Annotated in this window: 20 protein-coding genes; 10 read left to right on the top strand and 10 right to left on the bottom strand. The window is 65.3% G+C overall.

Annotation, left to right across the window (positions count from 1 at the left end):
- Positions 1-12: 12 nt before the first annotated feature.
- Together miaB and CAFEL_RS06655 are read left to right on the top strand one after the other, a co-directional pair.
- Positions 13-1,539 carry a tRNA (N6-isopentenyl adenosine(37)-C2)-methylthiotransferase MiaB gene (gene miaB / locus CAFEL_RS06660; protein ID WP_194559419.1) on the top strand — a complete coding sequence of 509 codons (1,527 nt, stop codon included), beginning with the start codon at positions 13-15 and terminating at the stop codon, positions 1,537-1,539.
- Between the two features lie 17 nt (positions 1,540-1,556).
- Positions 1,557-2,171 (top strand): Rv2732c family membrane protein, encoded by a 615-nt coding sequence (locus CAFEL_RS06655; protein ID WP_194559418.1) that lies wholly within the window; start codon positions 1,557-1,559, stop codon positions 2,169-2,171.
- Positions 2,172-2,239: 68 nt separating this feature from the next.
- Here the strand turns inward: CAFEL_RS06655 and CAFEL_RS06650 are convergent, their stop codons facing one another.
- Together CAFEL_RS06650 and CAFEL_RS06645 are read right to left on the bottom strand one after the other, a co-directional pair.
- Positions 2,240-3,328 carry a GNAT family N-acetyltransferase gene (locus CAFEL_RS06650; protein ID WP_290171971.1) on the bottom strand — a complete coding sequence of 363 codons (1,089 nt, stop codon included), beginning with the start codon at positions 3,326-3,328 and terminating at the stop codon, positions 2,240-2,242.
- 13 nt (positions 3,329-3,341) lie between these two features.
- On the bottom strand, positions 3,342-4,694 hold the full coding sequence (locus CAFEL_RS06645) for a DUF349 domain-containing protein (RefSeq protein WP_228496172.1): 1,353 nt from the start codon (positions 4,692-4,694) through the stop codon (positions 3,342-3,344).
- Between the two features lie 136 nt (positions 4,695-4,830).
- Here CAFEL_RS06645 and CAFEL_RS06640 point away from each other — a divergent pair, with 136 nt between their 5' ends.
- Genes CAFEL_RS06640 through dapF form a run of 3 tightly spaced genes read left to right on the top strand, consistent with a single transcriptional unit; the run spans position 4,831 to position 7,099 of the window.
- Complete coding sequence (locus tag CAFEL_RS06640; protein ID WP_194559415.1) at positions 4,831-5,397, top strand: hypothetical protein; 567 nt, start codon at positions 4,831-4,833, stop codon at positions 5,395-5,397.
- Entirely contained in the window at positions 5,394-6,293 is a 900-nt protein-coding gene (miaA, locus tag CAFEL_RS06635) for a tRNA (adenosine(37)-N6)-dimethylallyltransferase MiaA (RefSeq protein ID WP_194559414.1), read from the top strand. The genes CAFEL_RS06640 and miaA overlap by 4 nt, the downstream gene beginning before the upstream one ends.
- On the top strand, positions 6,290-7,099 hold the full coding sequence (gene dapF / locus CAFEL_RS06630) for a diaminopimelate epimerase (protein ID WP_194559413.1): 810 nt from the start codon (positions 6,290-6,292) through the stop codon (positions 7,097-7,099). The genes miaA and dapF overlap by 4 nt, the downstream gene beginning before the upstream one ends.
- Positions 7,100-7,108: 9 nt before the next feature.
- Here dapF and CAFEL_RS06625 read toward each other — a convergent pair whose 3' ends face one another.
- Together CAFEL_RS06625 and CAFEL_RS06620 are read right to left on the bottom strand one after the other, a co-directional pair.
- Positions 7,109-7,624, bottom strand: a complete 516-nt coding sequence (locus CAFEL_RS06625; RefSeq protein ID WP_194559412.1) for a hypothetical protein — start codon at positions 7,622-7,624, stop codon at positions 7,109-7,111.
- Between the two features lie 19 nt (positions 7,625-7,643).
- On the bottom strand, positions 7,644-8,396 hold the full coding sequence (locus tag CAFEL_RS06620; protein ID WP_194559411.1) for a hypothetical protein: 753 nt from the start codon (positions 8,394-8,396) through the stop codon (positions 7,644-7,646).
- Positions 8,397-8,466: 70 nt separating this feature from the next.
- Here CAFEL_RS06620 and hflX point away from each other — a divergent pair, with 70 nt between their 5' ends.
- On the top strand, positions 8,467-10,002 hold the full coding sequence (hflX, locus tag CAFEL_RS06615; protein WP_194559410.1) for a GTPase HflX: 1,536 nt from the start codon (positions 8,467-8,469) through the stop codon (positions 10,000-10,002).
- Here the strand turns inward: hflX and nagB are convergent.
- Positions 9,999-10,724: a glucosamine-6-phosphate deaminase gene (gene nagB, locus CAFEL_RS06610; protein WP_194559409.1), complete on the bottom strand. Its 726-nt coding sequence runs from the start codon at positions 10,722-10,724 to the stop codon at positions 9,999-10,001. The genes hflX and nagB overlap by 4 nt on opposite strands.
- 100 nt (positions 10,725-10,824) lie before the next feature.
- Between nagB and CAFEL_RS06605 the strand changes: the two genes are divergently transcribed.
- Complete coding sequence (locus tag CAFEL_RS06605) at positions 10,825-12,135, top strand: uracil-xanthine permease family protein (protein WP_194559408.1); 1,311 nt, start codon at positions 10,825-10,827, stop codon at positions 12,133-12,135.
- 76 nt (positions 12,136-12,211) lie between these two features.
- Here the strand turns inward: CAFEL_RS06605 and CAFEL_RS06600 are convergent, their stop codons facing one another.
- From CAFEL_RS06600 to lexA, 3 genes are all read right to left on the bottom strand, one after another.
- Complete coding sequence (locus CAFEL_RS06600; RefSeq protein WP_194559407.1) at positions 12,212-12,481, bottom strand: HPr family phosphocarrier protein; 270 nt, start codon at positions 12,479-12,481, stop codon at positions 12,212-12,214.
- 84 nt (positions 12,482-12,565) lie between these two features.
- Positions 12,566-13,354, bottom strand: a complete 789-nt coding sequence (locus tag CAFEL_RS06595) for a DeoR/GlpR family DNA-binding transcription regulator (RefSeq protein WP_194559406.1) — start codon at positions 13,352-13,354, stop codon at positions 12,566-12,568.
- 50 nt (positions 13,355-13,404) lie between these two features.
- Complete coding sequence (gene lexA / locus CAFEL_RS06590; protein ID WP_194559405.1) at positions 13,405-14,085, bottom strand: transcriptional repressor LexA; 681 nt, start codon at positions 14,083-14,085, stop codon at positions 13,405-13,407.
- Between the two features lie 649 nt (positions 14,086-14,734).
- Between lexA and nrdR the strand changes: the two genes are divergently transcribed.
- Positions 14,735-15,193, top strand: coding sequence for a transcriptional regulator NrdR (gene nrdR / locus CAFEL_RS06585; RefSeq protein ID WP_194559404.1), 459 nt, complete (start codon positions 14,735-14,737; stop codon positions 15,191-15,193).
- Between the two features lie 15 nt (positions 15,194-15,208).
- Here nrdR and hrpA read toward each other — a convergent pair whose 3' ends face one another.
- On the bottom strand, positions 15,209-19,174 hold the full coding sequence (gene hrpA / locus CAFEL_RS06580; RefSeq protein WP_194559403.1) for an ATP-dependent RNA helicase HrpA: 3,966 nt from the start codon (positions 19,172-19,174) through the stop codon (positions 15,209-15,211).
- A 15-nt stretch (positions 19,175-19,189) separates the two neighbouring features.
- Positions 19,190-20,146, bottom strand: a complete 957-nt coding sequence (locus CAFEL_RS06575; protein WP_194559402.1) for a hydrogen peroxide-inducible genes activator — start codon at positions 20,144-20,146, stop codon at positions 19,190-19,192.
- A 117-nt stretch (positions 20,147-20,263) separates the two neighbouring features.
- On the opposite strand from CAFEL_RS06575, the gene CAFEL_RS06570 reads away from it, so the two are divergent.
- Complete coding sequence (locus tag CAFEL_RS06570; RefSeq protein WP_194559401.1) at positions 20,264-20,860, top strand: peroxiredoxin; 597 nt, start codon at positions 20,264-20,266, stop codon at positions 20,858-20,860.
- A gap of 38 nt (positions 20,861-20,898) precedes the next feature.
- Positions 20,899-21,423, top strand: a complete 525-nt coding sequence (gene ahpD, locus CAFEL_RS06565) for an alkylhydroperoxidase, AhpD family (protein ID WP_194559400.1) — start codon at positions 20,899-20,901, stop codon at positions 21,421-21,423.
- Positions 21,424-21,454 lie beyond the last annotated feature (31 nt).

Raw genomic sequence — 21,454 nt, 5'->3', positions numbered from 1 at the left:
GACTGTCTCGCCGTGACTACGGCGAGCACGACCCAAAACAACAATTCCCTCACCTACGAGGTGCGTACGTTCGGCTGCCAGATGAACGTGCACGACTCCGAGCGCCTTTCCGGCATGCTCGAAGACGCGGGCTACGTCGCGGCCGATGCAGGCGAGCAACCCGACCTGGTGGTTTTCAACACCTGCGCGGTGCGCGAGAACGCTGACAAGCGCCTCTACGGCTCGCTCGGACAGCTGAAGAACGTCAAGGCCGAGCACCCCGGCATGCAGATCGCCGTCGGCGGGTGCCTGGCGCAAAAGGACCGCGACACCGTTATTGAAAAGGCGCCGTGGGTCGACGCCGTCTTTGGCACCCACAACATCTCCGCGCTGCCGGCATTGCTCGACCGGGCGCGTGTGGAGGATGAAGCCCAGGTGGAGATCGTGGAGGCCCTCGAGGTCTTTCCGTCCGTGCTCCCCGCGAAGCGCGAGTCTGCTTACGCCGGCTGGGTGTCCATCTCTGTGGGCTGCAACAACACGTGCACCTTCTGCATCGTGCCCAGCTTGCGCGGCAAGGAAGTGGACCGCCGTCCGGGCGAGATCCTCGCCGAAGTTAAGGCGTTGGTGGACCAGGGTGTGTCCGAGGTGACGCTGTTGGGGCAGAACGTCAATTCCTATGGCGTGAACTTCGTCGACGAGGACATGGAGCGCGACCGCTCGGCGTTTTCCAAACTGCTGCGCGCCTGCGGCGACATCGAGGGCTTGGAGCGCGTGCGTTTCACCTCCCCGCACCCGGCGGAGTTCACGTCCGACGTCATCGACGCCATGGCGGAGACGCCGAACGTGTGCCCGCAGCTGCACATGCCGCTGCAGTCCGGCTCCGACAAGGTGCTCAAGGACATGCGCAGGTCCTACCGCTCCAAGAAGTTCCTGGCCATTTTGGACGAGGTGCGCGAGAAGCTGCCCCACGCGGCGATCACCACCGACATCATTGTCGGCTTCCCGGGCGAGACCGAAGAAGACTTCCAGGCCACCCTCGACGTCGTGGAAAAGGCCCGCTTCACCTCTGCGTTTACCTTCCAGTACTCGCCGCGCCCCGGCACTCCGGCGGCGGAGATGGAAAAACAGATCCCTAAGGCCGTGGTCCAGGAGCGTTTCGAGCGCCTCCATGCGCTGCAGGAGCGCATCAGTGCGGAGGAGAACGCGAAGCTCGTTGGTACGCGCCAGGAGCTTTTGGTGCAGGAGGACGGCCGCAAGAACGACCGCACGCAGCGCATGTCCGGCCGCGCCCGCGACGGGCGTCTGGTGCACTTCGCGCTCGAGGGCAACATCGACGGCGAGGTCCGCCCGGGCGATATTGTCACCGTCACCATCACCGAGGCGAAGCCGCACTACCTGATCGGGGACTCCGGCATCCACACCCACCGACGCACCAAGGCCGGCGACAACTCCGCGAGGGGAGAGGTGCCCACCACCGCACCCATCGGCGTGGGCCTTGGCTTGCCGACGATCGGCCAGCCCGCCGCCGCACCGGCAGATTCCGCTTGCTGCGGGAGCTAGGGCTACAGTTGGGCGACATGACGCAGCCCAACACCGAATCCCTCGCCCGCGCGGAGAAGAAAGCCGCATCCACCGTGGACATGGGGGCGAAGCGCTGGGTGCTCGCAGCCGCAGTAGCCATCTACCTGGTGGCGCTGTTGCTGCCGTTCGTAGGAGGGGCGTCGCTGTGGCAGGTGCTCGCCGCAACCGACGCTGCGAAGGACGCCCAGACCGCGATTACGGAGTACGTCTTCGCGTGGATCTCTCTTATCGGCGTGGGCATCCTGACCACCCTTGCCGTGGCTACGCAGCGCTTCGCACTAGCAGTACCTGCGTGGATGGTCACCACCGTCTCGCTGGTCTACTCGGTGCTGGGCATCTGGCTGCGCAACTCCAACGCCTCCGGCATCAGCCGCGGGCCCGGCTACTACCTGGTCCTGCTCGCGGTGGTGATCGTGGTGTTCACGGTTTTCCCGTTGATCCTGTCGCGCAACGAGGAGCAGGCGGCCGTCGCCCAGCAGCGCGCCGAGGCGCAAGGCAAAGACGAGATTGCGGTCGCGCAGCGCGTCGCGACGAGGGAGCAGGAGAACCCGTTGCTTATCGACGACCGCCGTGCGCGCGCAGCAGAGCGTCACCGCAAGTCGTCGGACTAACGGATATAAAGCCGGGGCGGGTCACCCTGTAAACGCCGATATCGGCGTTTACAGGGTGAGCACGCTGCCTAACTTTTCTGCCACGCGGTGGTGGAGGAAACCACCTCAGCGTTAAGCCCGCGCATGATGGCGTTCGCCGCGGGCGAGTCGGCGGGGTAGGAGCAGTAGACCGTCTCCAAGTCTTCCCAGATTTCCTTGGCGCGGGTCAGCGACGCGCGCAGCATCGCCGAGCCGATGCCGCGGCCGCGGTGCTCGGGCAGCACGTAGACCAGGCCCAGCTCGCATACTTTCGCGTCGTCGGCGGTAAAGCGCACCACCTCGCACAACCCGACGATCACGCTGTTGACGTAGGCGAGGCCGGTCAGCTGCGCGCCGCCGCGGTCCTGCAACCGCGCGCCGGCGTCGCGGATGCGCTCGATGTCCCACTCGATGGTGTCCATGACCAGCTCGCCGCGGGGGTAGTCGCGCGACGCCTCCGTGAGCAGGCGGGAGAACTGCTGCACCTCCTCCGCGCCTGCCTTGCGGCGCGAGAAGAACCCCGGTCCCTCGATGACCGCGAACTCGGCGTCCGCCGTGCCCTCGGGGCCAGGCAGACCCTCGATCGCGGAGATGGAAAACGTGCCCTGGTCCTCCCGGAATGCTGCCTGGTAGCCAAACTCTCGCACGTGCGGAGGCTCCTCGGCGTCGAGGGCGTGAGTTACCCAGAGTTGGCGGGTGGGGCGGGCGAGGCGGGCCGACAGGTCGTCGAGAAGCAAAAGTGAGCTTTCCCACGGCGCGCCGGGGACCGGCTCGCCCGGAAGGGGAGCGAGCTCGGAGTCGAACGTGAAGTTCGCTTCGATCACCCCGCGGTCCTCCAGCAGGGGCAGGGAGACGAACAACCAGGCGTCGACGAAGTCAAGGTCCTCGGCGAACAGTTCCGGGTAGCCCATGTTGGCGACCGGCCGCAGGTGCTGCGAGGATGTCAGGCCGAACAGCATGGCCTCGGACTCTGCGGAGGGCTCGAGGCGCTTCGCGATGTGCGCCGCGGACACGCCGGAGGTGGCAAGGCCGGTGATGTCCTGGATGGCCAACGTGGCGGAAAAGGCGTAGCCCCCGACCACGGCCTCGGCATTGTCGCCGTGGTCTGGTCGGGGGACGAAAAGGTGGGGGTGGAGCACTCGCGCTAACTTACTAGCCCTCGTTGACGGCCTTGGCGGCGACGTCAGCGAACTCCTGCCACTGCTTTGCCTGCTCGCGAAGGGAGGCGGCCTTAGTGGCATCGCCCTTGGCCTCGGCGGCCTCGGCCTGCTTGGTAAAGTCGTCGGCCTTGACCTGGAACTGGTTGACCTTGTCCTGCTGCGCCGGGTCGGTCTTGCGCCAGCGGGAATCCTCGGCCTCAGAGACGCGCTTCTCGATGCTGCCGATCTTGTCCTCGAACTCGCGCACACGACCGCGGGGGACAAAACCGATCTCGTCCCACTTGTCCTGCAGCTCGCGCAGCTTCGCCTTCGCCGCGCCGAGCCCCTTGGCGGGGTCGATGAGCGAGTCGTACTCCGCAATCAGTGCGTCCTTCGCCTCGGCGTTGGCCTCGAACTCACGGTCGCGCTCGGCGTTGACGGCGTTGCGGGCCTCGAAGAAGTGGTCCTGGGCGGCGCGGAAGCGCTCCCACAGCTTGTCGTCCACCTCGCGCGGGGCGCGGCCGGCGGCCTTCCACTCCGTCATCAGATCGCGGTATGCGCGGGCGGTGTGGCCCCAGTCGGTGGAATCCTTCAGCGCCTCGGCGCGCTCCACCAGCTCCTCCTTGGTCTTCCTGGCCTGGGCGCGGTTGCGGTCCAGCTCGGCGAAGTGGGAGCCGCGGCGGCGGTTGAAGCTGTCGCGTGCGCGCGAGTAGCGCTTCCACAGCTCGTCGTCGGTTGCGCGGTCGATGCCGCGGATGCCGCGCCACTCCTCCAGGATGGCGCGGATGCGGTCGCCCGCGGCCTTCCACTCGGTGGAGTTTTCCGCCAGGTCCTCGGCTTCAGCGGCAAGCGCCTCCTTGCGGGCGATCGCCTGCTCGCGCCGCTGCGCCTTCTGCTCTTTCGCCTTCTCGCGCGCGGTGTCGGAGGCGTCGATTGCCTTGTCCAAGCGGGCCTCGACAGCGTCGATGTCGCCGATCACTGCAGCGTCCGCGAGGGATGCCTTGAGCGCTTCTGCGGACTTGCGCAGCGAATCCGCGTCTTCCGGGTGGGCGCGCAGGCGGGTCTCGATGAGCTCCACCTCGGTGACCAAGTCGTCGTAGCGCTGGCCGTAGTGCGCCAGGCCCTCCTCCGGCGTGCCCGCCTGCCAGGAGCCGATCTGGCGCTCCTGGCCGCTGCGGGTGAGAAAGACGTTGCCGTCTTCGTCCACGCGACCGAACTTGGACGGGTCCGACGGCTCGCGCGCCGGCAGGGGAGCCGGGGTGACGGTCTTTGCCGCTGCTCCCGGGCGCGGCCCTGGCTTCTTCGCCATCGCGGCCGGCGAGGGCGCCTTGGTGCCCGGGGTCGGAGTGGAGTTCGAATCGGTCATGGTGGACATCCTTTCCGCGGCCTGTGATGTGGCCGCACTGTGCCGCGCGTCGCGGCTGCCTTGCGCAATGCGTGCGATATTACCGGCACTTCACGCCCTGCGGGGAGCAAACGGGGCGCTGGGTAGGGTTGTGCGCGTGAGACCCAACTTCTGGATCGTGCCGGGATCGCCCGCACTCGCGCTTTCGCCTAGCGACGAAGCTTCGCAACGCCTTGTCAAGGCCGTCCGCACGCTCGCAGGCACTGCCGACGGCAGGGCGATTGACATCGTCTGCTCGCTTGACGATCGCTGGCGCACCGCCCACAGCGGGTCCTTTGCCGCCTGGGGCGGCCCAGAAATCACCGTGCGCGCGGGAAACCACTTGGGCGAGCTGGTCGCGCGTTTCGCGTTGGGGGACCCGGAGGTGCGCCAGGTCCGCGGCGTAATTGGCACCCCCGATCCAGAAGCGGTGACCGTGGTGGTGCTCGACGGCCCGGCGGGGTTGACCCAGCGCGCCCCGCTCGCGCTCGTGGACGGCGCGCAGGAGTACCACCAGCGGTTGTGCGGGTGGTTGGACGGTGGGCAACCGAAGGTCGTCGATAAGCAACTGCTCGAGCCTGCGTTGTGGCATGAACTTGCAGCTCTGCGGCCGCGAGAGGCCCGGCTGCTCGACCACGACGACACCTTGGGCGTGGGACGCTACGTAGCGGAGTGGAGCGTATGAAACCGATTGCAGTAGTAGGGCCGACCGCCAGCGGCAAGTCCGCGCTCGGTATCGCGTTGGCGCACGAATTCGGCGGCGAAGTGGTCAACGTGGACTCGATGCAGCTGTATAAGGGCATGGACATTGGCACCGCGAAGCTGCCCGTGGCAGAGCGCGAGGGCATCCCGCACCACCTGCTGGACATCTGGGAGGTGACCAAAACGGCGTCGGTGGCCGAGTACCAGACGCTCGCGGTGGCGACGGTGGAAGAGATCATGGCGCGCGGCAAGGTGCCCGTGCTGGTGGGCGGATCCATGCTGTACGTGCAATCGCTTATCGACGCCTGGTCGTTCCCACCCACCGACCCCACCGTGCGCGCGAAGTATGAAGCCCGTCTCGGCGAGATCGGGGTGGACGCGCTGCACGCGGAGCTGGCCGATGTGGACCCGGCCGCCGCGCGCGTCATCGAGGACAAAGACCCGCGGCGCACCGTGCGCGCGCTTGAGGTGATCGAGCTGACCGGCAAACCGTTTCAGGCCTCGCAGCCGCCGAAGAACGCGGCACCGCGCTGGGGCACGCGCATCCTGGGGCTGCGCACCAATGCCGAGTGGCTCAACCCGCGCATCGAGCTGCGCACCAAGCTCATGTTTGAGCAGGGGCTTATCGACGAAACACGTGGCCTGGTGGACGCCGGCCTCGTGCGCGACTCCACCGCCGGGCGCGCGATCGGCTACGCCCAGGTGCTGGCGCTGCTGGACGGCGAGCTCACCGAAGCCGAGGCGGTAGAGCAGACGATCACCGGCACGCGCCGGTACGTGCGCCGCCAGCGTTCCTGGTTCAACCGCGACCCGCGCACGGTGTGGCTGGACGCTGCCGGCGATGACGTTGTGGGTGCCGCGTTAGACTCACTGGCGTGAAATTTCTTAAAGCGCACGCCACCGAAAACGATTTCGTTGTCCTCATCGATGTCGACGACCAGCTCGACGTGACCCCGGAGCAGGTCGCGTTCCTCTGCGACCGTCGCGCTGGTGTCGGCGGCGACGGGTTGTTGCGCGTGGTGCGCCGCGGGGGAGCCGAAGGCATGTGGTTTATGGATTACCGCAACGCCGACGGCACCATCGCGGAAATGTGCGGCAACGGCATCCGGGCGTTCGCGCATGTGCTGGTGGCCGAGGGGCTTGAAGACGCCTCCGAGTTCGACGTCGACACCCGCGCCGGTGTCAAGCACATCCGGGTGATCTCCGCCGATTGCGCCGACGCGATTGTGTCTGTGGGCATGGGCCGCGTTGAGGTCACGGGTGTCTCCACCGCGGCGATGGGCGAGCAGCAGTTCGCGGGCATCGGCGTGGACGTGGGCAACCCGCACCTGGCGTGCGTGATCCCGGGGATGACCTCCTCGGACCTTGCGGATATGGAGTTTGTGGCCCCGAAGTTCGACCCAGAGTTTTTCCCCGAGGGCGTCAACGTGGAAGTGCTCACCGAGCTCGACCAGGGCAACGTGCACATGCGCGTGTGGGAACGCGGCGTGGGCGAGACCCGCTCCTGCGGCACCGGCACCGTCGCTGCCGCGCAGGCGGCGCTTGCGGACGCGGGCATCGAGAACGGTTCCGTGATCGTGAACGTGCCGGGCGGGGCCATCGAGGTCGTGCTCGAAGACGGCGAGGCCACGATGACCGGCCCATCCACGATCGTGTTCCGCGGGGAGCTGGCGGACGAGCTGTAGGCCGGAGACCTACGCCGGGCCGATTTCTTTCGCGGCCCGGCGTGCGTCGTCCCAGGCCTCCTGCAGCTCAAAGGCGCGCTCGTCGGCGACGGTGAGGATGCGCTCCAGCTGCGCCTTGTCGGTGGAGGCGGACTCCAGGTAACCGTCGATGCGCTCCAAGAAGCGCCGGGCGGAAGACGCGCGCAGGAGAAACTCGTTGACCTGTGGCACCGAGTTGTCCGGGTTTGCCAGGGCGGGGTAGTGCAGGGTGCGGTCCGCGATGTCGGATGCAGCCGCGCCGTGCTGCAGCTGCTCGTAGGCGCCGAGCACCTCGGCGATATCGTCGCGCGCGTACTGCAGCGACGACCGGATGGCCATGACCTCCGGGTCAATCTGCACGCGCCGCACGAGCAAGATCGCCCCGATGATCAGCAGTGCCGACAGCAGAAGACCCGGCAGTTTGAGCGTGAACACTAGCAGCACAACGGCAGCGAGCACGAGTGCGCCGATTAACGCTCGGGAGAGATCCCTGTTCGGTGAGCTCATCGGGAAGCCTTTGTAACGGCTAGTGGCCGCCGCATCCGCAGGATCCGCCGCAGCCCCCGCAGCCGCCACCGGAAGGCGTCGGGATGGAACCAGCCATCACAGCGGTGCCGGCGATCACGGAATCGCGGGCGGGCAGGTCACCGTCCGGCAGGCACACGTCGAACGGGAACGCCGCGTCCACGGAGACATGGATGAAGCGCTGGCCGGTCAGCGCGGAGGTGCGGTACTCCGCCTCCAGCACGCGGGCCGAAAACTCGGCGCTCGCGTCCGGGGTGGTGGCGCTGCCGCTTGCCACGGCCTCGGCGCCGGGGGAGGTCACGGTGCCCACCACAGCGCCCGGGTGCAGCGCAAGGTAAGCCTCGGTGGATTCGTAGCGGTCAACCGCCAGGCCCAGGGCCGTGACGGAGAGTTCCTGCCACTCGAGCGCGGGATCGTCCACAAGCAGCGGCTCCTGCGCGAGGTTCACCGTCAGCGACGCCATGGCGTTGCCGCGGGGATCGACCACGTCGGCCAGCGCGACGACGTCGTTAAGCGGCGTGATGTGCGCGTAGGTGCGGGTGACCGATTCGAAGCCAGCAAAGGTGGCAAACGGCTCCACAGCCAGGATGTTCAGCTGCGCGCCGGACGGGTCGGTGTACTGGATCAGCTGGCCACCGCGGACCTCGCCGACGACCGCGAGGCGGTCGGTGGCAATCGCGGCTTCGACCGCATCCTGCCACTTGTTAAAGCTCAAGCCGAGTGCTGAAAGATCGGTGCTCACTGCTGTGCTCATGGCCGTAGATTCTAGTCAATCGCCCCAACCGGGAAGAATCCTGGGCCATACTGCGTTCTATCGGGTAGATATGACAGTGACAGATTCACCACACAGGAAAGATCGCTTTTTGCTTGAAGACGAACTGACGCCAGAGCAGCGCACCCACGAGGAGCTGCTGCGACAGGCCTTTCGCCACAACGAGCCCCAGCCCGGCGCCGAGCCCACAGTCGGCGCCCTCGACTTGGCGGACCGCAACTCCTTCCGCTCAGTCGCCGGCGCGACGGAGCTGCGCTCCGAAGACCACGTCGACATCTACGAGGTGGAGTACCGAAAGCTCCGCATCGAGCAGGTCCTCCTTGTCGGCGCGTGGACCGAAGGCACCGTGGCCGAGATCGAGGCGAGCATGTGGGAGCTGGCGGCGCTAGCGAAAACCGCCGGTGCTGAGGTTTTGGACATGCTGTACCAGAAGCGCGACAAGCCGGACCCGGGCACCTACATCGGCTCGGGCAAGGTGGCGGAGCTGCGCGAGATCGTGCAGGCCACCGGCGCCGACACGGTGATTTTCGACGGTGAGCTCTCGCCGTCGCAGATGATCGCGCTCGAGGAAGCGCTGAAGATCAAAGTGATCGACCGCACCATGCTCATTCTGGACATCTTCGCCCAGCACGCGAAGAGCAAAGAGGGTAAAGCTCAGGTCAGCCTGGCGCAGATGGAGTACCTGTACAGCCGCACCCGCGGTTGGGGCGGCAACCTGTCGCGCCAGGCCGGCGGCCGCGCCGGCTCCAACGGCGGCGTGGGCCTGCGCGGTCCCGGTGAGACGCGCATTGAGGCGGACCGTCGCCGCCTGCGCACCGAGATGGCCAAGCTGCGCCACCAGCTGCGCGACATGACCACGGCGCGCGAGGTCAAGCGCGCGAAGCGCCAGCGTTCCACCATCCCGAAGATTGCCATTGCCGGCTACACCAACGCCGGCAAATCCTCTCTGATCAACGCGATGACGGGTGCCGGCGTGCTGGTGGAAGACGCGTTGTTTGCCACCCTGGACCCCTCCACCCGCAAGGCGAAGCTCGCGGACGGGCGCAACGTGGTGCTCACCGACACCGTCGGGTTCGTGCGTCACCTGCCCACCCAGCTAGTCGAGGCCTTCAAGTCGACGCTTGAGGAGGTCGCGGGAGCCGATCTGGTGCTGCACGTCGTGGACGGCTCCGACGCGTTCCCGCTGAAGCAGATCGAGGCCGTCAACGAAGTGCTCGCGGAGGTCACCCGCGATTCCGGCGAGGAGATACCCCCGGAGATCGTGGTGGTGAACAAGATCGACGAGGCCGACCCGCTGGTGCTGGCGGAGCTGCGCCACGCGTTTGAGAAGACCGGGCGCACGGCCGTGTTCGTCTCCGCGCTTACCGGCGAGGGCATCGAGGAGCTGGAGGCGCGCATCGAGCAGCACCTCAACTCCATCGAGGCGCACGTGACCATGGTGGTGCCTTACACCCGTGGCGACGTGGTCAGCCGCGTCCACGACGAGGGCACGGTGCGCTCGGAGGAATACGACGAGGCGGGCACGCGTATCGACGTCCGCCTGCCCCGCGTACTTGCAGAGCAGTACGCGGAGTTCGTGGTGAGCTAGCGCTCGAGCTTCGCCGCCGCGTCCTCGTCGAGGATCACCGTGGTTCGCGGGTGGTTTTGCAGCACCGATGCCGGGCAGCCCGGTGTCACCGGGCCCTCAACGAGGGCCTTGACTGCGTCGGCCTTATTCGGGCCGGTGGCGATGAGCACAATGGTGTGCGCCTCCATGATGGTGCCCACGCCCTGGGTCAGGGCCTTGCGTGGCACCTGGTCCTCGTTGTCGAAGAAGCGGGCGTTATCCGCCACGGTGGTGGGGTGAAGGTCGATCTCGCGGGTGCGCGAATCTAGGGCGCTGGGTGGCTCGTTGAACGCGATGTGGCCGTTGGCGCCGACGCCGAGGATCTGCACGTCCACGCCGCCGGCGGCGGCGATGCGTTCCTCGTAGCTGCGGGCTTCTGCCGCGGGGTCTGCCGTCAGGCCGTCGAGAGACTGCACCTTCGCATCGTCGATGTCGATGTGGTTGGTGAACTCGCGGCGGATCGTGGCGTAGTAGGACTGCTCGTCGGAACGTTCCAGCCCGACGTACTCGTCCAGGAGGAACGCGTCGCACTGCGCGAAGCTCAAGTTCTCCTCGCGGTGGCGGCGGGCCAGCTCCATGTACGTCGGGTTCGGGGTCGAGCCCGTGGCCAGGCCGAGCGTCGCGCCATCGCGAACGAACGGTTCGATGATGTCGGCTGCGGAGACACCTACTTCTTTGGCAGTGGGGCGCACAATAATTTCCATGATGGCCAAAATAGCAAGCGCACTCTGAGAGCTGTGTACTTTGCCCGGCAACTACCCCCGGAACAGGAAATTTGGGCTGGCGGGGTGATAATGGCGTTTCGTGACTAACACTTTCGGTTGGACCCTTCACGGAGACGGGCGCACTGTGCGCCCCGGGGCAGTTGTCGCCCCAGACGAGCGGCTGAGCTGGCCGCGCACCATCGGCATTGGCATGCAGCACGTGGTGGCCATGTTCGGTGCGACGTTGCTGGTGCCCACCCTGACGGGATTCCCGGTGAACACCACGTTGCTGTTCTCCGGCTTGGGAACCATCATCTTTTTGCTGATTACCCGCAATAAAGTGCCGAGCTACCTGGGCTCTTCGTTTGCTTTTATCGCGCCGTTGACGGCGTCGCAGCAGTACGGGGTCGGTGCGCAGCTGGGTGGGGTGCTGCTGACCGGTGCGGCGCTCATTCTCGTCGGCATCGTCGTGGAATGGGCAGGCAAGCGGGTCATCGATGCGGTGATGCCGCCCGCGGTCACTGGCGCCATCGTCGCCCTGATCGGCTTCAACCTCGCGCCGACTGCAGTGTCGAACGTGGAAACCCAGCCCTGGGTGGCAGGGGTGACACTGCTGACGGTTGTGGTGGTGACAGTGGCTACCCGCGGGCTGCTCTCGCGCCTGTCCATCCTCATCGGCGTGCTCGTCGGTTGGCTGTTTGCTGCCGTAACAGGTGGCTTGAGCGAGGACGCGCTGCAGACCATTGCCGACGCGCCGTGGATCGGCCTGCCGCAGTTTCACCAGCCCGAGTTCCATGTCTCCGCGGTGCTGGTGACCCTGCCGGTGCTGGTGGTGCTGATCGCGGAGAACGTCGGCCACGTCAAAGCGGTCTCGGAGATGACCGGGCGCAATCTTGACGACATGCAGGGGCGCGCGCTGATCGGCGACGGTATCGCCACCACACTCGCCGGCGGCTTCGGCGGATCCGGCACAACTACCTACGCCGAAAACATCGGAGTTATGGCGGCGACGAAGGTGTATTCCACCGCCGCGTACTGGGTCGCCGCCCTGTTTGCGATCGTGCTGGCGTTCATCCCGAAGTTCGGCGCCGTGATCTTCACCATCCCCGCCGGCGTGCTCGGCGGGGCGTGTCTGGTGCTCTACGGGCTCATCGGCATGCTAGGTGTGCGTATTTGGCAGGACAACAAGGTGGACTTCACCGATCCGGCCAACCTCACCGCGGCTGCGGTCGCGCTGATTGTCGGCATCGGCAACCTCACCTTGGACCTCGGTGCTGTGACGTTGGAAGGCATCGCGCTGGGCTCGGTCGGCATCATCGTGGTTTACCCGCTCATGCGCTGGGCGTACGACACGTTGGGGGAGGGGCAGTACCGCAGGAACTTCGAGGTGTCTCAGCCGTCGACGTCGTAGCGTCCGGTGCTGATTGCACGTAAAAAACGCCCGGGCGCGTGGCCCGGGCGTGAGCTCGTCGAGAAGCGAAAAGCACCTACTCGTCGTCGAGGTTCTGCTCGATGAGCGCCGCGATCTTCTCCACGGCATCGGCGTTGTCGGAGGTCACGGTGACCTCGTCTCCGTGCTCTGCGCCCATGGCCATAATCATCAGCGAGGAAGCAGCGTCCGTCTCGTCGTCATCGTCGCCGCCAACAAGCGTCAGCAGAATCTCGTCGTCGTACTCGCCGGCAGCGTCAGCGATCACCGTGGCCGGGCGTGCGTGCAGCCCGACGGTGGAACCGACCTTCACAGTCTTGGAAGCCATTCGGGTGTCCTTTCCGTTGATTTCATTCAGGTCTGCAACGAGTGTAGGTCGCGAACAGATGTTGATGCCACCATGTTGCTCGCACTATTGGGTCTGCGCGAGCACGACCTCAATACCGTGCGAGCGCAGCTCGTCCACGAAGGCGGAGGGTGCCTCAGCGTCGGTGACCACCACATCAATATCCGTCAGCGGCGCGAAGCTGACCACGTAGTCGTTGCCCAGCTTCGTGGAATCGCACAACACAACAACACTGCGGGCATTCGTCACCATCGCAGCTTTCACCGCAGCTTCCTGGGCGTCCACGGTGGAGAGACCGTGGCCGATGGACAGCGCGTTGGTGCCCACAAACGCAACGTCAGCGCGCAACAGGGCCAGTGTGCGAAGCGCAGTACTGCCGACGACCGCCTGACTGATCGGACGGACGCTGCCACCGAGTAGCTGCACATCGTGCAAACCGGAATCGCTCAGCTCCAAGGCGGTGGGGATGGAGTTGGTCACCACCGAGTACTCCTTGTCCCCGCGAGTCTCTGCAAGTCGCTTGCCCAAGCTGCTGATAGTTGTGCCCGAGTCCAAAAAAATCGTGCAGCTTTGTGTGTCCGGCACGAACTGCAACGCGGTTTCCGCAATTGCGGTCTTGGCCGCAAGCGAGGCGCGCTGGCGGGTATCCAGCGGGATCTCCGTAGAGCGGTACGATTGGCTGGCCACCGCGCCGCCGTGGACGCGCTGCACCGCGCCCTCATCGTGCAGCGCCGAAAGGTCCCGGCGGATTGTTTCCGCGGTGACGTCGAAGCGCTGCGCCAATTCGGTGACATTGACGCGGCCTTCAACTGCGGTCAAAGACGCGATCTGGCGTCTCCGCTCTTCGGCGTACATCGATCTCCTGCGCTTTTGGTCTTAGTGTTTTCTCGGCGCACACGCACCGGTTACAGAGTACGGAACACCGAAATAACACGCCCCATGATCTCAGCCTCGTCGCCCTTGATCGGTTCGAATGCGTCGTTGTGGGGCAACAGCCACACACCGGTGGAGTCGCGGTGGAATTCCTTGACCGTCGCCTCACCGTCCAGAAGCGCCGCAACAAACTCGCCCTCTTCCGCGTTCGGCTGGGAGCGGACAACTACCCAGTCGCCGTCGAGGATGCCGGCCTCGCGCATGGATTCGCCGACAACCTTGAGCATGAAAACATCGCCGTCACCGAGCAACTCCTCGGGCAGCGGGTAGTAGGTGTCCACGTTCTCTTCGGCGAGGATCGGAGCGCCTGCGGCGATCTGGCCGACCACCGGCACGTAGCGGGCATTACCCGAATCCTCCGGCTTCGCTTCCTGCGGCTTGCGCTGCTTGCGTCCGGTCTCTGGCATCTGGCGCAGATCCACGGCGCGCGGCTTGTTCGGGTCGCGTCGGAGGAAACCCTTCTTTTCAAGCTCCTTGAGCTGGTATGCGACAGACGAAGTGGACTGCAAACCAGCGGCATCGCCGATCTCGCGGATGCTCGGCGGGTAACCGCGCAGGACAACAGCATCCTGAATGACCTGGAGGATACGGCGCTGACGGTCAGACAGTGCGTTGTAATCCGGGTTGCCGGGCTCGGACTTCTTTCGTGCCATGACGTTCTCCTTGGACTCGGTGGCGTAGTGCGCCTACGAACCTACCAGATAGGGCACTCATGTTCGATGGTTGCAGCGTTTGGGTGGACACCTATCGGTCGGGGTGCTATAAATCGAACACGTAATCGTATTCGAACAAATGAACGTTAGAACGTTCGAGTGTGTCGGCGCCGAACGTAATGTGTGCCGCGAAACGAAGGGAGACTCACAATGTCCATTGCAATCAATCCAGTACACAATGCATCTGCATCTCGCCCGGGCGCCGCATCCGTGGTTCCCCCGGCGGAGATTTGGGACCTCGAATCTGCGTCGAAGCGTCGAACCGGCGGGGCCGGTGTTCGAACCATATCTGCATCCCATCGAACGAGTGCTCGTTCTGCCTCAAACCGGGTTTCGGACGGTTCCACTGAAGCGAACGCGTTCGAAACACGGCACGAGACGCGCGATACGCTCCTGCTTGGCGCATGCATGACTGCGGCGCTGCTTATCGGTTCCGCGTTTGGCGGCGTCTTCTCGGCGCAAGACCAGGATCCCTCATCTATGCCCGGCAGCCAGGTCACCCACAGCGCCACGGTGGCAACGGCGCGATAGGCAGGGCGTAGACTCACGGCTACACCAAGCCTTTGAAGACCCCGGGGGGTGGAAAACCGTGTTTTGTCCTTTTTGCCACAACGAGCAATCCCGTGTGACTGACTCGCGGCTGGTCGAAGCTGGCGCTGCGATTCGTCGACGCAGAGAGTGCACCGAGTGCGGGGGACGTTTCACCACAGTGGAAAAGGCAGTCCTTACCGTTGTGAAACGCAACGGCGTGAGCGAACCGTTTGACCGCGACAAACTCATCGTCGGCGTGCGTCGAGCATGCCAAGGCCGCGATGTCACCGATGATGCCTTGAAACGGCTTGCCCAGGAAGTGGAAGAGACTGTGCGGGCCCAGGGCAGCTCGCAGGTGCCCGCCCACGAGATCGGCTTGGCAGTCCTTGAACCGCTGCGCGCCCTCGACGAAGTGGCGTACCTGCGCTTCGCATCGGTGTACAAGTCGTTCGAGAGCGCAGACGACTTCGAATCTGAAATCCGGCTCATGCGCCGCCGCGACCGCGAGGACTTCTAACCCGCGATCGTGGGGCTAACGCAGGGCGTCAATCTTCTTCTCAATGCGCCGCTGGCTTACCGGCTTCGGCGTGCCCAAACGCTGCGCGAACAAACTCACACGCAGCTCTTCAATTAGCCACAAAATATCCTTGTACGCTTTTGTCTTCGTGCGACCAGCGGGCAAGGCCTTCATGCGCTGCGCCAAGTAGGCCTTCACCGAATCGATCACTGACTGCCGGTCGGCGTCACGGTCCGGATCCAGCCGCATGTCTTCCAGGCGGATACGCATCGCGTCAATGTAGCGGGGCAGGTGCTGCAAGTGCCCGATGCCGTGGACAGTCACCGCGTGTTTCGGAAGGAAAAACTGCAGCTGCGACGTCATGTCGTCGATAGCCGGGCCCTCCCACTGCTCAAGCTCAGCCGCGATATTCGCGTACTCCGCCAGAGCCGGCGCCAAGGTGACCACCACGCGGCGCACCCCACCAGCGACCTGAGGGCGGATTTCGGCCACGAGCGCGTCGAACTCCTCCGGCGAACGCACCGGCCCGCCGGAGGAGAACATCAGGTCGCGGATCACGGCGACGCGGGCGTCCTCGACGAGCCCGGCGGCGCCGCCGTGCGGGTAGCGGTCCACCGCCACCTTCTGGCGCAACGGCAGCCCCTTGGTCATCTGTCCGGCGTTGACCGTGATCTCGCGCAACAGCAACGTCAGCGTCGCTGTGACCATTGAGGCATCCGCGGCGGCCTTGGTCGGGTGCACCGTGACCTTCACGCCGTTCTTGGTGGCCTCGAGTGCCGGGTAGGCGTCGACTTCGTTGCCGTCGATAGTCGTGGTCACCGTCTCCGGCACCGCGCCGAGGGAATCGGTAGTCCACTTCGCCACCGCATCCGACTCGGAGGTGCGCCCGGCCTTGGACACGGAGGACTTGATCTTGCCGGCCTGGCGGCGCTTCAGTGCACCGAGGTCCGTGTCGTGGTCGACCACTTTGCCGCGGCGGTCAATCGCGGCGAAGGTCACCTTCAGATGCTCGGGCAGCGCAGACGGGTTGAAGTCGGTGCCGTTGATGCCTCGCCCGCCGATGCTGTGCAGCGCGTCAGCGAGTGCCTCGGCGAACGGAGTTTCACGCAGATCGGCCTCACTGGCGCCTTCGTCGTCCTGCTTCTCCCAGATCGCCTCCAGCGCACGCTCGGCGAAGTCGGGTGCCGGCACAACGGTCTTGCGCAAGGCCTTGGGCAGTGTGCGGATGTACTCCGCGGCCAGCTCCGAGCGCAGCCCCGGCACCAGCCAGTCAAAGCCCTCCGGCCGCAGGTTTGCTAGAAGCGGCACGGGCACGTCCACGGTCACGCCGTCGAAAGGATCGCCCGGCTCGAACTTGTAGCGCAGCGCGTAATCGATAGAGCCTTGGCGCCACACCTCGGGGAAGGCGGTGGCGGAGGAATCCACGCCCTCGTCGTCGAGAAGCGCGGCAGGGTCGAAGTCCAGGTAGTGCTTGTCTTCGGCCCGCTTCTTCTTCCACCAGGAATCGAAGTGGCGGGCGGTGGTCACGCTCTTAGGCAGGCGTGAGTCGTAGAACTCGAAGAGGGTGTCCTCATCCACCACCAGGCCGCGGCGACGCACCTTTTCCTCCACCTCAGCGGCCTCGGCGAGCAGAGCTTCGTTGTGGTCGATGAAGTGGTGGTGGCGGTTCCAATCGCCCTCAAGAAGCGCGTGGCGAATGAACATGTTGCGCGCACCCTCGGCGTCGACGCGGTGGTAGGGCACAAGCCGGTCGCGCACGATGGTCACGCCGTAGAGCATCGACTTCTGGTGCACCATTGCGGCCGAACGCTTCCGCGACCACACAGGTTCGGAGTAGCTGTGCTTCATCAGCTGGCCTGCAGCAGCTTCCACCCAGGCGGGCTCAATCTTGGCCACGTCGCGGGCCCACAGGCGCGAGGTCTCCACGAGTTCGGCTGCCATGAGGAACTCCGGGGGCTTTTTGCTTAGCGACGACCCCGGGAACACCAAGAACCTTGTCCCGCGCGCGCCCTGGAATTCCTTCGAATTGCCGTCGCGGGCACCGATGTTGGACAGCAGGCCTGTCAGCAGCGACTTGTGGATCGCGTCGGCGTCGCGCTCGCCCGCGACGTTCTCGGCGCGCGACCAGCCCAGCTGGCGCTCCACGTCGCGCAGCTGGCGCACGAGGTCGAACCATTCACGGATGCGCATGTAGTGCAAGAACTCGCGCTTCATGCGCTTGCGGAAGGCGTTGCCGGACAGCTCGTCGCGGGAATCGCCGATGTAGTCCCACAGCTTCAGCGAGGACAGGAAGTCCGATGTTGCGTCTTTGAACCGGGCGTGGGCCTGGTCCGCCTGCGCCTGGTACTCCAGGGGACGCTCGCGCACGTCCTGGATGGTCATGCTGGCCACGATCACGGTGACGTCGTCTAGCACGCCGAGGCGGTTGGCCTCCACCAGCATGCGCGCCATCTTCGGGTCCACCGGTATGCGCGCGATGTCGCGCCCCACGTCAGTGAGCACCGGTGCGCCGCCGCGTTCCTTGCCCGAGATTGCGCCGAGCTCGTGCAGGAGCAGCAACCCGTCGCGAACGGCCTTCTGGTCCGGCGGCTGGATGAAAGGGAAATCGTTGATGTCTCCCAAGCGCAGGGAGATCATCTGCAGCACCACAGAGGCCAGATTGGTGCGCAGGATCTCCGGGTCAGTGAACTCGGGGCGGGCTTCGAAGTTGTCCTCCGAGTACAGGCGGATGGCCACGCCGTCGGCGATACGGCCGGAGCGGCCGGAGCGCTGGTTGGCGGAGGCCTGGGAGATCTCCTCAATGGGCAGGCGCTGGACCTTGGTGCGCGTGGAGTAACGCGAGATACGCGCCAGGCCGGTGTCCACCACGTAGTGGATGCCCGGCACGGTCAGCGAGGTTTCCGCGATGTTGGTGGACAGCACGATGCGTCGGCCGGAGTGCGGGGCAAACACCCGGTGCTGCTCCGCGTTGGACAGGCGGCCGAACAGGGGCACGACCTCCACGCCGCGCCAGTGCTGTTTTTCAATGGCCTCCATGCAGTCGCGGATGTCGCGCTCGGAGGCGAAGAAGCACAAGATGTCGCCTTCGCCTTCGCGCATGAGTTCCTTGCAGGCGTCGACCACACCGTCGATCATGTCGGTGTCGACTTCCTTGACGGAGCCGTCCTTGCCTTGCACCTGCTCCACCAGGGGGCGGTAGCGGATCTCCACGGGGTAGGTGCGGCCGGAGACCTCGATGATGGGGGCGGGGTTGCCCTCGGCGTCTGCGAAGTGCTCCGCAAACGCTTCCGGGTCGATGGTTGCGGAGGTGACAATCACCTTCAGGTCCGGGCGCTTCGGCAGCAGCCGCTTGAGGTACCCGAGCAGAAAGTCGATGTTCAGCGAGCGCTCGTGCGCCTCGTCGATGATGATTGTGTCGTAGGCGTTTAAGAACCTGTCGCGCTGCATCTCCGCGAGTAAGATGCCGTCCGTCATGAGCTTGACCGCAGTGGATTCGGAGACGCGGTCGTCGAAGCGGATGGCGTAGCCGACGGATTCTCCGATGTTTTGACCAAGCTCGTCGGCGATGCGCTCCGCCACAGTGCGCGCAGCCAGCCTGCGCGGCTGCGTGTGGCCGATCAGGCCGCGGCGGCCGCGCCCCAGCTCCAGCAGCATCTTCGGAATCTGGGTGGTCTTACCGGAGCCGGTTTCGCCAGCGATCACCACGACCTGGTTGTCGCGCACCAGTTCCATGATGTCCTCGCGCCGCGCGGACACCGGCAGGTTCTCCGGGTACGCAATCTCGGGGATCAGGGCATCACGCTTAGCGACGGCAGCTTCCGCCTTGACCACGTCCGCGCCAATCGCCGACAAAGCCTCAGGGGATTTAGCGTTTTTCAGGCGCCTGCGGAACCTGCGCACGTCTGCGATCGGGACACCGTCGAGCGCTTCGTACAACTGCGGTTTCGTGGGAGGCGAGGTAGGGGATTCGTGCTCATTCATAACCAGAGCGTGAGTCTAGCGCGGCAGCAGCTTACGGCTCGATTCCGTCGCTTGCTCGAAGGCGCGGGAGACCAACTCGCCGAGTTGCTCGAACTCCGGGCGGCGCCGCGATGACGCCCGCATGACGAGCCCGACGGTGCGCTTCGCATCTACACCGGGGCCGAATGCAGCAATGGCGAGTCCGGGGCGCGCGCACTCCGTGGACAAGGCCGAGACGGGCACCAGCGTGGAGCCGAGCCCGGCCACCACCAGCTGCACCACCGTGGTCAGCGACGCTGCACGGGTCACCGACTGCGCGCCGGGGGTGCCGTTGACCTGGGCGATCTTGCACAGCTCCACAATCTGATCGCGCAGGCAGTGCCCGTCGTCAAGCAACAGCAGCTCGAGGTCTTTCAGCGCATTGAGGTCGAGATCCCCGCGCCCGGCCGCAGGGTGGTCGGGGGAGGTGATGACGGCGAAGGCTTCGTCGTACAGCGGGATCTCCCACACCCCTGTGGCGTCGGTTGGGGTGGCGAGGACCGCGACGTCGATTTGGCCGTCGCGAAGCCGCTGCAGCAGCTCTTCGGTCTGGTTTTCCACGATTCGCGGCTCCAGGTCCGGGTACTCCTCCTCGATGAGCTTCAGCAGCGTCGGCAGGATGTACGGCGCGATGGTGGGGATCACGCCGATGTTGAGCGGGCCGGCCAGCACCCCGAGGGCGCCGCGGGATTGCGCAACGAACGCGTCCGCCGCCTCCAGCGTGGCCTTGGCGTAGGGGAGGAGCTCCTCGCCGGTGGGGGTGACGATGACGCGCCGGGTGGAGCGTTCGATGAGCTGGATGCCCAGGCCGGATTCCAACGCAGCCAGCGCCTGCGAGAGAGACGGCTGCGAGATGCCGAGCTTGTTTGCCGCGGAGACGAAGTGCTTCTGCTCGGCGACGGTGACAAAGGTACGGAGCTGAGCGAGCGTCGGTTTATACTCTCGATTAGCCATGCCTATGAAACTACACGAGCTTCATAAGTTTTTACGTTGAAAGCCGGAGCGATCTGTGTCATACTGGTTGTTGTCCGTTGAAAAATCCTTTTGACCAGTTTCTTTGGAGGAATTTCTATGCCGATCATGACTGTTGGAGAGCGTTTCCCGGAGTTCGACCTCGTCGCGCTGAAGGGCGGCAACCTGAAGGAGGCGAACGCTTCTTCCCCGGACGATTACTTCGAGAACGTGTCGCTGGATAAGTACGAGGGCAAGTGGAAGATCGTCTTCTTCTACCCGAAGGACTTCACCTTCGTCTGCCCGACCGAGATCGCCGCATTCGGCAAGCTCAACGAGGAGTTCGAGGACCGCGACACCCAGGTGCTCGGCGGCTCCACCGACAACGAGTACTCCCACTTCAACTGGCGCGCGACCCACGAGGACCTGCTGGACATCCCGTTCCCGATGTTCGCTGACGTCCGCCACGACCTGATCCGCGCTCTCGGCGTCGAGAACGCTGACGGTGTGTGCGACCGCGCAACCTTCATCATCGACCCGGACGGCATCATCCAGTTCGTCTCCGTCACCCCGGACGCTGTCGGCCGCAACGTCGACGAGGTCCTGCGCGTGCTCGACGCACTGCAGTCCGAGGAGGTCTGCGCCTGCGATTGGCAGAAGAACGACCCGACCAAGAACATCGACAAGATGGCCGTGGTCCAGGAGTCCCTGAAGTAACACCCGTTAGTTAACCCCGTCCGGCAAAGGAGAACACGATGTCCATTGAGAATCTGCGCGGCGCACTGCCCGAATACGCGAAGGACCAAAAGCTCAACCTCGGCACGCTGACCCGCTCCACCGAGCTCAGCGAGCAGCAGCTCTGGGGCGCCCTTCTCGCATCCGCGGCCGCGACCCGCAACGCGAAGGTCATCGCCGAGATCGCTGAGGAAGCCAAGGAGCACCTCTCCGAGGAGGCCGTGGAGGCCGCGTACGGTGCCGCCACCGTCATGGCAATGAACAACGTCGCCTACCGCACCAAGGGCTGGCTCGGCGACGATTACGCCAACGTGAAGTTTGGCCTGCGCATGAACATCATCTCGAAGCCGGGCGTGGAAAAGGCCGACTTCGAGCTGTGGTCGCTCGCTGTTTCCGCCATCAACGGTTGCGAGCACTGCGCCGTGGCGCACGCGAACACCGTCCGTGAGGAAGGCGTGACCAAGGAGCAGGTCTGGGAGACCGTCAAGGTCGCTGGTGTTGTCCAGGCTGTGGCTCAGGCCCTCACCATCGAGGACGCTCGCTAAGCACTAGCGCTTTACGACGGCGAAACCTCCG

It is taken from the genome of Corynebacterium afermentans subsp. lipophilum, from assembly GCF_030408375.1.
Taxonomy (GTDB): Bacteria; Actinomycetota; Actinomycetes; order Mycobacteriales; family Mycobacteriaceae; genus Corynebacterium; species Corynebacterium lipophilum.
The sequence above is the reverse complement of the archived record's forward strand: the minus strand, read 5'-3'. Positions and strand labels throughout refer to the sequence as shown.

Coding starts and splice junctions, on each gene's coding strand:
- CAFEL_RS06625 (WP_194559412.1), bottom strand. CDS start 7,624: ATGAGCTCACCGAACAGGGATCTCTCCCGAGCGTTAATCGGCGCACTC.
- CAFEL_RS06575 (WP_194559402.1), bottom strand. CDS start 20,146: ATGGCTAATCGAGAGTATAAACCGACGCTCGCTCAGCTCCGTACCTTT.
- CAFEL_RS06570 (WP_194559401.1), top strand. CDS start 20,264: ATGCCGATCATGACTGTTGGAGAGCGTTTCCCGGAGTTCGACCTCGTC.
- CAFEL_RS06655 (WP_194559418.1), top strand. CDS start 1,557: ATGACGCAGCCCAACACCGAATCCCTCGCCCGCGCGGAGAAGAAAGCC.
- nagB (WP_194559409.1), bottom strand. CDS start 10,724: ATGGAAATTATTGTGCGCCCCACTGCCAAAGAAGTAGGTGTCTCCGCA.
- hflX (WP_194559410.1), top strand. CDS start 8,467: ATGACAGTGACAGATTCACCACACAGGAAAGATCGCTTTTTGCTTGAA.
- hrpA (WP_194559403.1), bottom strand. CDS start 19,174: ATGAATGAGCACGAATCCCCTACCTCGCCTCCCACGAAACCGCAGTTG.
- lexA (WP_194559405.1), bottom strand. CDS start 14,085: ATGGCACGAAAGAAGTCCGAGCCCGGCAACCCGGATTACAACGCACTG.
- CAFEL_RS06600 (WP_194559407.1), bottom strand. CDS start 12,481: ATGGCTTCCAAGACTGTGAAGGTCGGTTCCACCGTCGGGCTGCACGCA.
- CAFEL_RS06645 (WP_228496172.1), bottom strand. CDS start 4,694: ATGACCGATTCGAACTCCACTCCGACCCCGGGCACCAAGGCGCCCTCG.
- miaA (WP_194559414.1), top strand. CDS start 5,394: ATGAAACCGATTGCAGTAGTAGGGCCGACCGCCAGCGGCAAGTCCGCG.
- ahpD (WP_194559400.1), top strand. CDS start 20,899: ATGTCCATTGAGAATCTGCGCGGCGCACTGCCCGAATACGCGAAGGAC.
- CAFEL_RS06595 (WP_194559406.1), bottom strand. CDS start 13,354: ATGTACGCCGAAGAGCGGAGACGCCAGATCGCGTCTTTGACCGCAGTT.
- CAFEL_RS06620 (WP_194559411.1), bottom strand. CDS start 8,396: ATGAGCACAGCAGTGAGCACCGATCTTTCAGCACTCGGCTTGAGCTTT.